The sequence below is a fragment of the Zhongshania aliphaticivorans genome, assembly GCF_001586255.1.
Classification (GTDB): domain Bacteria; phylum Pseudomonadota; class Gammaproteobacteria; order Pseudomonadales; family Spongiibacteraceae; genus Spongiibacter; species Spongiibacter aliphaticivorans.
On sequence record NZ_CP014544.1, the window covers coordinates 1,013,124 to 1,026,434 of the forward strand.

Here is a 13,311-nt window from a genome sequence, read left to right on the forward strand (position 1 = left end):
GCGTAATGCCGGGCTAAAAGGCGGCGGTGCTGCTTGTGGTGCATTTGTCGCCTCCTATCTAAATTAATGGGTCAGGGTGTTCTGGCTAGACACCAGATATCAATCTGCCGTGCGCCGTTGCGCGCCAGTATAGCGGCCACGGTATTAGCTGTCGCGGTTGTCGTCACTACGTCGTCGATCACCGCGACATGCTTGCCGCGGATTGGGCTTTGAGGAATAAATGCGAAGGCCTGTTTGATATTTTTTTGGCGCATCGCTGCGTTGAGGGCTTGTTGGGGTGGGGTGGCGCGGGGGTGGGTAAGCGCGTGACAAACTGGAATATCTAAAGCCTGGCTCCAGTGGTTGGCGAGCACCGTGGCTTGATTGAAACCGCGCTGCCAGCGCCGCCGCCAATGGATGGGAACGGGAACGAGGAGATCGGGCACTGTGTCGATGTCTCCGCCGACTGTGTTAAGCCATAGCTGGGCTAACACTGAGCCATAGCTAAGTTTGCCGCGGTGTTTAAATCCTGCAATCAGGCGATCTACCGGAAAATCATAACGCAGTGCGCTTAGGCATTGGGAAAAGGCCGGTGGCTTGCTGATGCAGCGACCACATTCGCTGTACTTCTCATGGCTTGCAAGCGGCAGCGCGCAGCGGGCGCAGTGGCTTTCTAGCCAGGGTAGGTCGGCTTCACAGTCTCGGCAAAGGTCAATTTGCCTAAAACTAGCGTCACCACAAAGCACGCACATGCCGCTAAAAGCATTGTAAATCAGCGTTTTATAAAATCTGTTAACCATGTGCATCCTTGCAGGTTGACAGCTTGCATTAAGCCTTTATCATAGTAGGCTTTATGATCTTGCCTAAACTGGACTTTAAGATGACAGCACTCGCGCCCACGGTAATTCGCACAGATTGGACTAGCCAGGAAGTTCAGGCCTTATTTGCCCAGCCTTTTAATGATCTGTTGTTTCAGGCGCAAACTGTGCACCGCGCTAACTTTGATCCCAATGCAGTTCAGGTCAGCACCTTATTGTCGATTAAAACGGGCGCCTGTCCAGAAGATTGTAAATATTGCCCGCAAAGTAATCGCTACGACACCGGGCTTGAAGCTGAAAAATTGATGGAAGTTGAGAAAGTTTTGGCCGAGGCTCGGGCTGCCAAAGCTTCGGGCACAACCCGCTTTTGCATGGGGGCCGCATGGCGTTCGCCCAAGAAAAAAGACATGCCTTACGTCACTGCGATGGTGAAGGGCGTAAAGGAAATGGGTTTAGAAACCTGTATGACCTTGGGTATGTTAACCGGGGACCAGGCGGCCGAATTGGCAGAAGCCGGATTAGATTATTACAACCACAATTTGGACACCTCGCCCGAATTCTACGGTGAGATTATTACTACGCGCACCTACCAAGATCGCCTCGGCACCTTGTCTAATGTCCGTGATGCTGGCATCAAAGTGTGTAGTGGCGGCATTGTTGGTATGGGCGAGTCCATCAAAGACCGTGCGGGTTTGTTGCTGCAATTAGCTAATTTGCCGGTGCAGCCAGAAAGTGTACCCATTAACATGCTAGTGAAAGTAGAAGGCACGCCAATGGCCGATGTGGCCGATCTCGATCCCTTCGATTTTATCCGCACTATCGCGGTGGCGCGGATTATGATGCCAAAATCCCATGTTCGCCTGTCTGCTGGTCGCGAATCCATGAATGAGGAAATGCATGCCTTGGCGTATTTTGCCGGTGCTAACTCGATATTCTATGGTGAAAAACTACTCACCACGCCCAACCCCAAAGCAAATAAAGACCTAGAGTTGTTTGGTCGTCTTGGCATTAAGCCTGAAGAGCGTCATGTTGAACACGACGATGATGCGCAAAGCGAGGCCCTGCTGGGCGCCGTGCAACAAGTCGAGAATGATCGATTTTTCTACGACGCTACCGCTTAATTGTCGGCGCTGTAATTCATTGTGATGAATGAGGTCTTGCAGCGCCGCCTCGCCGAGCGCCGACACCAATCCCGCTACCGACGTCGTCGAGTGCTAGAGTCTGCTCAAGGGCCGCGGCTGCAAGTTGACGGCCGTGATTTGCTGCAATTTTGCAGCAACGACTACCTAGGCTTGGCAAACCATCCTAAATTAATTGCCGCAATGCAGGACACCGCCGCTCAGTTCGGTGTGGGTGGTGGCGCCTCCCATTTGGTCTGTGGCCATTCTGAGCTGCACCATCAGCTTGAAGAGCGCTTGGCTAAAATCACGGGGCGTGAGCGCGCGTTATTATTCTCCACGGGTTACATGGCGAATCTCGGCACGGTTACGGCCTTAATGGGAAAGGGCGATCATATCCTTGAAGATCGCCTCAATCATGCCTCGCTCCTAGATGCGGGCTTGCTCAGTGGCGCGCGTTTTCAGCGTTTTCAGCACAATGATATGGCTGACCTCGAACGCCGATTGCAAAAACTGCCTGCGGATGGCAACCGTTTAATAGTGGTCGATGCGGTATTCAGTATGGATGGCGACATGGCGCCGTTGCCAGCGCTGGCTGCATTGGCGCACAAATACGATGCCTGGCTAATGGCCGATGATGCCCATGGCTTTGGTGTGCTGGGTGAAAATGGCGCAGGTAGCGCTGAATTTTTTGACCTCGATCAGCAGCAATTGCCGGTGCTTATGGGCACCTTGGGCAAGGGACTTGGTAGTTTTGGTGCCTTTGTGGCGGGAAGTGATGAGCTAATAGAATCGCTTATCCAATTTGCGCGCCCCTATATTTACACCACTGCGATGCCGCCGGCGGTCGCTGCGGCCACTATTGCAGCTTTGGACTTGCTGGTTGATGAGCCTTGGCGGCGCAGTCATTTGCAAGAGTTGATTCGCTATTTTCGTGATAAGGCCATCGCGCTGGCGCTGCCGGTGATGGCATCAAATACCGCTATTCAGCCCCTGCTGATAGGCGACGAAATCGCTGCAATGGCGCTCAGCAGCGCATTAGAGCAGCGCGGTATACTGGTTTCTGCGATACGCCCACCTACGGTGCCGGTAGGCAGCTCGCGTCTGCGAATTACCCTGTCGGCAGGGCACAGCAAAGCGGACATTGATTGCTTGTTGGCGGCGCTTGTTGAGGCGCTGGCTATTTAATGGCTATTTATCGCGAGCACTTGGCGGCCTACCGAAAGGATGCGGCGGAACTGGTTTTACTGCATGGCTGGGCCAGTGATTCATCTATTTGGCGGCCCTTATTGGCTGCGCTGCGCCGCGACTTCCACATTACCCTCATTGATCTGCCCGGCTGCGGACGCAGCGCTAAGGTGATGGCGAGCAGCGATCCAGATCATTATATTGACGCAATTTTGCCGTTAGTCCCAGCAAGTGCTATTTATTGTGGCTGGTCTTTGGGGGGCATGCTGGCAACGCGATTGGCGGCGCGTTTCCCCGATCGGGTGCAGGCGCTGATCTGTGTGGCGAGTAATGCGGTGTTTGTCGCTGACGCTGATTGGCCCGCGGCAATGGCAAAGCAAGACTTTGATGCCTTTTCTGCTCTGGTTGCTGCTAATCCTCGTGCCAGCTTACGTCGCTTTGAGTTATTGCAATTACATGGCGATTGCCATGCAAAAGAAGTTCGTGCGGAGCTTCAGGGTCTTGCGATAGCGCCTTCACAAGAAAATTTGTCTCTGGGATTGGCTTGCTTGCAATCACTGGATAATCGGCAAGCGCTGGCTGACTTGGCCTGCCCCTGTCTTTATCTCTTTGGTGGGGAGGACGCGCTAGTGCCTAGCGCTGCAGCCGACATTTTTGCTGAGCGCTATCCCCAGCACAGTAGCCAGCAGCTTGCGGACCGGGGGCATATATTATTTTTAGCTGACGCAGGGGAACTTAGTTCTTTGTTGCTGTCTTATTGCCGTAATTGGGGCTATGTCGCAACGGATAAGCCAGCGCAGCTGAATAAATCGGATATTGGTCGCTCGTTTAGTCGCGCCGCCCATAGCTATGATGGCGCCGCGCTACTGCAGCGTCGTGTTGCAGATCGCTTGATCGCCTATTTGCCACAAGAGATCGCCGGGCCAGTGCTGGATCTTGGCTGCGGAACCGGATATAGCCTGCCAGCTTTGCAGGCTCGTATAGGCGCAGAGCCGCTGTTAGCCTTAGATTTGGCGGCGGGTATGGTGGGGCATGCCGCTGAGCAATATCCAAATATTGCAAATTATTTTGTGTGTGGCGATGCTGAAGACTTGCCCTTAGCAGATAACAGCGTGGCGACTATTTTTTCAAGTCTGGCCCTGCAGTGGTGCGAGAACTTAGCGGGACTGATGTTTGAGATAGAGCGGGTTTTGCAGCCAGGTGGCTCTGCGGTCATCGCTACTCTGGGGCCAAATACGCTTCATGAGCTGCGCAGTGCTTGGCGCCGAGTTGACGGCTTTGTACATGTCAATCAATTCGCTGAGCGGGACGATTTAGCGGCGGCGATATCCGGCTCAAGCCTAGCCATTGAAGCTTGGGAAGAGGTCGTTGAGGTCATGTACTACGACCGCTTGTCTGAACTGACCCGGGAGTTAAAGAGTATTGGTGCCCATAATGTCAACGGCGGGCGGCCGAGTGGCTTGACGGGGCGGCAGCGCTTGCAAGCGCTCACGCAGCAGTACGAAGTTTATCGCGGTGCCGAGCTAAAGTTGCCCGCGAGCTACCAGCTTTGGTATTTAAAACTTAGTAAAAGCCGGTAAAACTGCCTTATTGTAGGGAGCTTCTTGGTATATTTTGGGGCAACAGCCTTTGGATAGTGCAAAAAAGGCATCATTGAGCTATGTTAAGCAGTATTAAAAAGACGGACATAGTTCAAAGTAATAAAAATTTGGTTTAAAGCAAGGGTAGTTGGGCTGAATTAAGGCTTTGCAGGCGGTTTTTATCGCTGCTTAGCGGCCGTTCACTTTTATTCATTGTTCGTGGCGCAGAGCTTGCATCAATTAAACGGCAATTTTAATGCGTAAATAGTAATTCTTTAACAAGAATATATTTAAATTATGATGCATTAATTGCTAGGATAAAGTGACTTTGCTAAAGACGGTACCGTCTTGTTGATGGCTATAGTTATATTTGACTGAGGTGGGCACTTGTCTCGTGCCCGTGGTTTAATATGTGCTAGCCGCGTCAAGAGGGTCTTAAGTACTCGTAGTACGGTTAAATAATATGTAACGCCAGGTTACTGGCAGTTATTTGGGTGGGGGTCTGGCGCGATTTGCGTCGATGCTGGCAATATTTAGTTCTAAAATGAAGAAACGGAGTTTTACTATGATCAACTCGGAAAAAATGCGGCTAACTATGTTTGCTGCCAGCATGGTTGCAGCTGGAGCGCTGACTGGGTGTTTCAACGACAAAAGTTCTGACCCAAGTACTACTGGCTTCGGTCTTGGTGCTGCAAAGGGTGCTATTAACGGCGCAACTTGTAATTATAAAACCGCAGTGAATACCAATGGTTTTGCTGGTACAACCGATGCGAATGGTGAAGTGCAGGTGGCAGTTACTCCTGGTTTCGGCGCAAATGATTACCCAGTTGTTATTACATGTGTAGGCGGGACTTATTTTGATGAGTCTGATAACTCTACTCAGCCGCAGACTGAACCAATGCGTTCTGTAATTCCTGACGCCCAGTCAATTGCAGAGGTTGGCGGAAAAATCGGCGTAAACCCATTCACTGAGCTTGCAACTGCATTGTTTGACAGCTTGCCAGCTGGCGCGGCAAACAGAACTGCGGCAGCGGCTAAAGCTAGCTATGGCGAAATCGGACGTCTTTTCGCGCCTGGTATGGTGGCAAACGGCGGTGCGTTGAACCTGATGCAGGCGTCTACTCCTGTTAACACTGCTAACCCGACTAATTTGGGTAATAATGTCGCGGGTCAGCTGGCTACATATTTGGCTGGTTTCGCTAAATATGCTGCCACTAATGGCGGTAGCATGGCGGTTCTAGCTGATTTGCGCACTAAAATTGCTACAGGTACTGCAGTTCCTGCAAGCGTGGCGCAAGGCATTAAAACTCAGGCTAATAGCTATACTCCTGGTGCTACAACTGGCGTAACTGCTCAGCCTAGCGGTAATGGCGGCACTGCGCAGAAGCCAACTTCTGGTGGTGCCACTGGCGGCACTGGCGGCACTGGTGGTACTGGCGGCAGTGGTGGTCAGGTTTAATCGCGAGCGTTAGTGACTGAAAAGGGCAGCGTTTAGCTGCCCTTTTTTTTGTGTAAATAATGAGCAATCAAAAGTAAAGCAGGGCTTACCCTCGTTTCCTGTGGTCCAGCTAATAAGTGCCTTATCATTCCTGAAATGGCGACTTGCTAATAAAACCACCTTCCTTCTTAGCGTCCCGTGTGAGCGGATATCGTGGTGTGCGTGTTTGTAAAACCGAATTAATTTTTGTTTGCGGTGGCGCATGGTATTCAGTGTGCTATATATCTACTGGGCTGAAAATCTAAGCTAATAATGCAGTCTGCTTCTTATAACAGGTGGGTGTAGATATGAATAATAAGGGGAATATGCGACTAACCCTGATTGCTGCGGGGGTTATGTCAGCGGGAGCGCTAACGGCTTGCTTTAACGACGAATCAGCGAAAGTTGTCCGGCCAGTCGAGGACAGCCTATTTGTGGTGCGCTTAGTGGATGAAAAGCGTCAGCCGATTTCGGGCACTATTCAAATTGAAGACCAGGATGGCGGGCCTAATGATGCTGCGCGGTTCTCGTCGGTCAATGACGATGTTTCCAAAGTTAGCTATACCGCGGGTGCGAATGGTATTGTCTTTCTCGATTTGGTGAGCTCCTCAGACTTGATTAAGAACGACCCACTTGATGTTGTTTTTGTGGGTTCGGCGTCTGGCTATATCGCCAGCAGTAAATTGGGCTCGTATACCGCTTCTGGTCAGTATGCGGAGACCATTATATTAACCTCCAAAACCGCCGCGGCGACAACGCCAACGGCATATAAATCGGTGGTTGGTAATGCAACGGTTTCCGGTGGTATAGCAACTAATGATACAGATTTAGTGCTGACGACAGACAAGCGTGCCGCCGGTGCTGGCCAGGCAGCGGTAAAGGGTACGGCGAAAGTCAGAATTCCTGCAGGTACTCAAATGTCCTTGGCGGACGGCACTGCGCCTGCCCCCGGCCCTATTACGCTGGAAACGGTCTATTTTGACAATGATACCGACCCTGCAGTAACCCCTGCTGACGGCGCCCTTGCGCTTTTTCCCGGTGGCTTAACAGGTATGCAGGTCAGTGGTCAGAATCCGGGATCAATGGCATCGGCTGGTTTTGCGGCAATTGAGTTACGTGACTCAGCGGGTAAGCTGATCACCAAATTTAATGGCCAAAAAGTTGAAGTTGAAATGGTCATCCCCGATGGCACTCCTTACCCTTCTGGATCCACCGTTGGCCAGGATGTAGACAGCAATAGCGTTGTGTCTGCAGGCGATACTGTGCCGGTATGGTCTTATGATGAGATTAAGGGCAGGTGGACCGCTCAGCTTGATGCTCAGGGCGCCCAGCAAATTGCGACGGTTCAAACGCGTACCGTTGGTGGTCAGCCAGAGTTATTTGTTACGTTTACCTCGGATCACTTAAGCTACTTTAACCTCGATTTTTACTTCAATACCTGCGCATCAGGTGCTGACGGCACGGTCTCAGTCGTTGATAAAAATGGTGTGCCGAATAATAGAACCCTAAATTTGTACCTAAAACTGGCCGTTGGAAGCGGTGGTTGGGCGAATGACTCAGCGTCCGTGACGTCTTCATTCGATGTCTATAATTTGCCGAGCTTTGCGGTTAGTGTTGGGGCAGTTGATCCGGCTAACCCTGGTGTGGGGGTTGCTACTTTTACGCCGAGTGGCGGCGCAGCGTCAGCGGCTGCGACAAGCGGGGCATTGGCTGGCTATGCGGCGGCGGGTACCTGCAATTTAATCGGCGGTGTTGTGAAGTTGAATGTAGAAAACGGGGGTACCGTTGCCCCAGTCCCGGTCAATCTTGAAATCAAGACAAGGGCTGCATGTGCTAATATCGCTGGCCAATATGAAGCGGTTGCCGCCAGTGGCGCAATTAGCTCAGGCTCAAACTTTACATCATTCAGCACGTCTGCAAGCGGAAGTTATACCGCGTCGATTTTTGCTGCTCCGACCTACACGATTACTGTGGCAGGAAATGGCAGCGAAGCAACGGCGGGGCCTAACAAAGGTAATACGTTTACTAATCCCTTGGTGTTAACGCTGGGCACTAAAACCTGTGCGACAGGTGGCACGGGCGGTACGGGTGGTACCGGTGGCAGCGGCGGTACGCTTTAATATTAAACGGTGGTTTTTAAGGGTGGCTATATAGCCACCCTTTTTTTTGCGTTAAACTTAGCGCAAAATTTATATTAAAAAATGAGAGGTTTCCCTTGAAAAGGAATATTGGTGCTGGACTGTTAACGGCCGTATCAACGCTTGCATTTGCGCAAGGGAATATGAATATGCAAGGTGTGAGCGGCCTATTAAACGTGCCAGACGCCTCGGTGCTAGAATACGGCACAGCGACAATTGCTTGGGATAATCAGGTCGATGGTCGTTTTGCTCGGCCGCGAACACTGAATGACACCGGCAATGATATCAATTTTGCAGCCGGGGCCTTTCCCCATTTTGAGATGGTGGGGCGCAATGTGTCACCTGAGACTACTTCAGGAGGCTCAGACTTATCATTTAATATTAAATTACAACTCCCTTGGGAGTTGCTGCCGGGGCTTAATTTCGCCATTGGTGAAATGGATTTTGGTGGTTCGGTTAACGAATACGATACCAAGTATGCGGTAGCAACGTGGCAATATGGCCCCATTCGCACGACCCTCGGCGCGGGTACTTACGACGGTCGAGTTGAAGGCACCGGTCGATTAGATGGGATTTATGGCGGTGTAGAATTTGCGGCTACAGATTGGTTAAGCGTAATACTGGAAGATGACGCCTACTCAATGAATACCGGTATTCGGTTGTCAACGCCAGAACACTGGTTGCCGGGTGGCTGGCAAGCATCGATGTTGTGGATGTATTCTGCCGAAGAAGGCGTAGACGATCGCCAAGATTGGTATGGCTTTAATGTCAAAATACCCTTAGCGGCAGAGTATGCACGGGTTTTACCAAAAGATCGGCCACGTTCTGAGGCCGTACTTAATTCCTCGTATGTTATTACCGAGAGTTACGGTAATGACGAATTATTAGCCAATAACCCCTTGCTTGCGCCACCCACGGCCTCGCCAGCGGAAGCGATGTCACGTTTAGACGCGGTGAATGGCGAGAAAGCACTGCATGATCGTTTTGTTGCGGCTAATTTTGAGCAAGTGCGGGTGCAAAAATACGGTCGTGAGTGGGTCATCGCTTTTGAAAATGTGCAATACAATGCTAATGACATTGATGCTCTAGGTGTTGCCGCGGGTGTTGCGGCCATGTCGCTTCCCGATGGTGACCGCTTTTATTTGCAGCTAGAAAAATACGGCGTTGCTACCTTTGGTTTAGGTGGCGAAGTTGTCGCATGGAAGGCCTTTTTAAGGGGTAATGGCGCTATTCCCGATTCAGAGATGGTGACCGCCCCAGCAAATAGACTTCGGCGCCGCAGCGCAGACGGCGGGATTTTTGCTGCAAGTATAAAAAACAGCATCGATTATTTAGCTTTCAGACCTGATGTGCGTATTCGCCCTATTTTGTCGTCAACTGTGGGAACGGAGTACGGTGTTTTTGATTACTCCTTAGCTGCACGAGCGGATGTGGTTTTGCCGCTGTGGCGAGGTGCTGCCTTTAATGTCAGCCGCGACTGGAATGTTAACGATACGAAAGACTTCACTCGCGAAGGGATTTATGGCGGTGTTTTTTACAATCAGCGGGTAACGGAAGGTGTTAAAGACCGTATCTTTAGTCAGACTTTCCGTCATGGGCAAGGCTTTACCAGCATGATTTCTTATGGTCGTTTCTATGGTTCAGTCGACGGCGCATCGCTTGAAAGTCGCTGGGAACCCGGCGATGGCCGTCACCGTTTTAAAATTATAGCCACTGATTTTGAAGAGAAGCAGCGCCCAGAAAATACCCATAACGCGCGCTTGTGGTCTTATCGTTATTTTGCGCAAAGTATTAATACTTCAGTTGATATTACGGGGGGCGATTTCTATAACGAAGATTCGGGCTACCGACTGGAGTTTACTCAGCATGTTGGTGATGTCAGGTTGCATCTTTTGTACAAAAAGTCTGAAGATAACGCCTTTGCAACCTTGGGTTTTACGATTCCCTTAACGCCGCGCAAGGGTATGACCCGAGTTGCTGGTGTGCATGTTGAAGGTCAGGCTAACTGGGCCTATGGTATTACCACCATTCTTGGCGAGCAGGGCAATCGCTTAGTGTTTGGGCCGAATATTATTCCTACCGTTTATAATGATTTGCGTAATACCTATTTCAGTGGCGATCGCCTAAATGCTGCTTATATCCGGGCTAACCAAGAACGCTTGGTTGACGCATGGCAGCGCTACGGTGAGAGCAAATAATGACTTACCTTGTTAAGGGTGCTGAGTTTGAAATCTAAGCACTACTTTATTGCTGGCACTGACACGGATGTGGGCAAAACGCTAATAGCCTGCGGCATTTTAGGTGCCGCAGCTAAGCTGGGTTTAAAAACGCTAGCCATAAAGCCGGTTGCCGCAGGTGCTGAGCAAAGCGCCGACGGCTTGCGTAATAGCGATGCGCTCATGTTGATGGCGGCAATGACCGAGTCATTGCCCTATGCGCAGGTGAATCCGGTATTGCTAGCGCCGCCAATTGCACCGCATATTGCCGCTGAGCAAGCTGGTCGGCGCCTTAGTGTGTCGCAATTGGCTGGGTTTTGTCGCGGCGTGATGATGCGCAAGGCCGATTTGGTATTGATCGAGGGTGCAGGCGGTTGGCGCGTTCCCTTAAATCAGCGAGAAATGCTGTCTGGTCTAGCGATCGAATTGCAAACACCGGTGATCTTGGTAGTTGGCATGAAGCTGGGCTGTATTAATCATGCTGTACTTACCGCTGAAGCAATCCAAGCTGACGGTCTGCTTATTGCTGGTTGGGTTGCAAATAAACTTGACGCTGAAATGGCGTGTTTTGATGAAAACTTGGCGACACTTCGCCAGCTGTTACCCGCCCCCTGTCTGGGTGTGGTGCCTAATTTAGCTCGGCCAGACCCCGCGCTGGTAGCTGAATGTCTCGATATCTCTCTTCTCGCCTAGCGACCGGCCCTGACGGCCTGTTATAAGCGCTACACAATTTTCGTCTTCTCCCTGTGTCATGATGAAATGTCAGCTATGCTGATGCCTATGCTTAACGATTTGCGCTGGAAATACTTCTGGGGTGTTCATTAAACGTACCGTGAAAATTCTGCATTAATCGACCTAATATTCAATGTCATTGACCTAAATGACTTTTCTGTACATCCAAAAACACTTGCAAGACGTAATAAAAGCGCTATAGTTGTCACTGTCAACATTGCCCGGCAGGCACTGCCGCGGCCACCATGCACATGAGGTCATTACCATGCCGCAATACACAGCTCCGCTCCGCGATATTAATTTCGTGTTAAAAGATGTACTTAAGAGCGATAAACATTTCGCCAGTCTCGCTACTCGTGAAGAGGTCAGTGAAGACTTAATGGACGCCATTATTAGTGAAGGCGCCAAGTTTTCTGAAAATGTTCTTTCTCCGCTGAACCAGCCTGGTGATCAAGAAGGTTGTACTTGGTCTGAAGACGGTGTCAAAACCCCTAAGGGTTTTAAAGAAGCCTATCAGCAATATGCTGAAGGTGGTTGGCCGTCAATGACTGCGAACCCTGAGTTTGGCGGTCAAGGCTTGCCGAATTCTTTGGGCTTAGTTGTCACCGAAATGGTCAGCTCTGCTTGCTGGTCTTGGGGAATGTACACGGGCTTGTCGCAGTCTGCCGCGCGTTTGCTTGAAGTCTACGCCAGCGACGAATTGCAGCAGACGTATTTAGGTAAAATGACTGAAGGTACTTGGGGCGGCACTATGTGTTTAACCGAGTCCCACTGCGGTTCAGACCTTGGTCTGTTGCGCACTAAAGCCGAGGCCAATGCCGACGGTAGTTACAATGTTACCGGCACCAAGATTTTCATCTCGGGTGGCGAGCACGACATGATGGAGAATATTATCCATTTGGTGCTGGCCCGGGTTGAAGGCGCGCCAGAAGGCACTAAGGGTATTTCACTGTTTGTTGTGCCTAAGTTCCTGCCTGATGAAAATGGTGAAGTTGGTGAGCGCAATGGCGTGCACTGTGGCAGCATCGAACACAAAATGGGTATTAAAGCGTCTGCTACCTGTGTAATGAATTTCGACAGCGCTAAAGGCTTTTTGGTTGGCGAAGAAAATCGCGGCTTGAATGCCATGTTCCATATGATGAACTCAGCGCGGTTGGGTACAGCTTTGCAAGGTTTGTCAGCGGGTGAAGCGTCATTCCAAGGTGCACTGGCGTACGCTAAAGACCGCCTGCAAATGCGCTCATTGAGCGGCCCGAAAAATCCCAATGGCCCAGCTGATCCATTGATCGTGCACGCCGATGTGCGCCGTATGCTGTTAACGCAAAAGGCCTTTGCTGAAGGCAGCCGCGCCTTTATCTATTGGGTTGCGCAATTGGTTGATACCTTCTACTTCTCTGGCGATGAACAGGCGCGCAAAGATGCAGAAGAACTGTCTGAATTGCTGACGCCAATCGCCAAGGCCTTTGTAACCGAAACCGGCCTAGAATCTGCTAACTACGGTATGCAGGTTTTTGGTGGTCACGGCTTTATTTCTGAGTGGGGCATGGAGCAGATTGTTCGCGATTTGCGCATCTCTACTTTGTATGAAGGCACTACTGGTATCCAAGCCCTCGATTTGTTGGGTCGTAAAGTGATGGGCAGCGGCGGCAAGCAGTTAATGGTGTTCACCAAAATCATTCACAGCTTCTGCAAAGAGCAGCAAGACAAGCCGGGCATGGCACCCTTTGTCACCAAGCTTGCTGAATTGAATAAAGAGTGGGGTGAAATCACCGGTAAACTGGGTGAAAAAGCCATGGCTAATGCCGATGAAGTTGGCGCCGCCTCTGTCGATTACTTGATGTATGCTGGCTATGTGTCGCTGGCTTATATGTGGGCGCGTATGGCGTCGGTTGCCCTCGACGGTGATGCTGACGATGCGTTCCTTAAAGCCAAGGTGCAAACTGCTAATTTCTATTATCAGCGCATATTGCCACGTACCGAGGCCCATAAGATCGCGATGTTGAACGGCGCAGATAGCTTGATGGACATGCCAGAAGATGCCTTTGCATTTTAATTGGCACTAAAA

Annotated in this window: 9 protein-coding genes; 8 read left to right on the forward strand and 1 reads right to left on the reverse strand. The window is 50.8% G+C overall.

What is annotated here, in order from left to right; genetic code table 11:
- Positions 1-71: 71 nt before the first annotated feature.
- On the reverse strand, positions 72-779 hold the full coding sequence (locus AZF00_RS04415; RefSeq protein ID WP_082793649.1) for a ComF family protein: 708 nt from the start codon (positions 777-779) through the stop codon (positions 72-74).
- Positions 780-859: 80 nt separating this feature from the next.
- Between AZF00_RS04415 and bioB the strand changes: the two genes are divergently transcribed.
- From bioB to AZF00_RS04455, 8 genes are all read left to right on the forward strand, one after another.
- The gene (gene bioB / locus AZF00_RS04420) at positions 860-1,918 is read left to right on the forward strand and encodes a biotin synthase BioB (RefSeq protein WP_008246241.1); all 1,059 of its coding nucleotides are present in this window, start codon (positions 860-862) and stop codon (positions 1,916-1,918) included.
- A 24-nt stretch (positions 1,919-1,942) separates the two neighbouring features.
- Positions 1,943-3,103, forward strand: a complete 1,161-nt coding sequence (gene bioF, locus AZF00_RS04425; RefSeq protein WP_062383226.1) for an 8-amino-7-oxononanoate synthase — start codon at positions 1,943-1,945, stop codon at positions 3,101-3,103.
- Complete coding sequence (gene bioC, locus AZF00_RS19075; protein WP_082793650.1) at positions 3,103-4,683, forward strand: malonyl-ACP O-methyltransferase BioC; 1,581 nt, start codon at positions 3,103-3,105, stop codon at positions 4,681-4,683. The genes bioF and bioC overlap by 1 nt, the downstream gene beginning before the upstream one ends.
- Positions 4,684-5,203: 520 nt before the next feature.
- On the forward strand, positions 5,204-6,142 hold the full coding sequence (locus tag AZF00_RS04435; RefSeq protein ID WP_156474843.1) for a hypothetical protein: 939 nt from the start codon (positions 5,204-5,206) through the stop codon (positions 6,140-6,142).
- Positions 6,143-6,468: 326 nt separating this feature from the next.
- The gene (locus AZF00_RS04440; RefSeq protein ID WP_062383238.1) at positions 6,469-8,280 is read left to right on the forward strand and encodes a hypothetical protein; all 1,812 of its coding nucleotides are present in this window, start codon (positions 6,469-6,471) and stop codon (positions 8,278-8,280) included.
- A gap of 167 nt (positions 8,281-8,447) precedes the next feature.
- A complete protein-coding gene (locus tag AZF00_RS04445; RefSeq protein WP_008246246.1) occupies positions 8,448-10,496 on the forward strand; it encodes a YjbH domain-containing protein in 2,049 nt (682 codons plus the stop codon).
- Between the two features lie 27 nt (positions 10,497-10,523).
- On the forward strand, positions 10,524-11,207 hold the full coding sequence (gene bioD, locus AZF00_RS04450) for a dethiobiotin synthase (RefSeq protein ID WP_008246247.1): 684 nt from the start codon (positions 10,524-10,526) through the stop codon (positions 11,205-11,207).
- A gap of 304 nt (positions 11,208-11,511) precedes the next feature.
- The gene (locus AZF00_RS04455) at positions 11,512-13,299 is read left to right on the forward strand and encodes an acyl-CoA dehydrogenase C-terminal domain-containing protein (protein WP_008246249.1); all 1,788 of its coding nucleotides are present in this window, start codon (positions 11,512-11,514) and stop codon (positions 13,297-13,299) included.
- Positions 13,300-13,311: the final 12 nt, after the last annotated feature.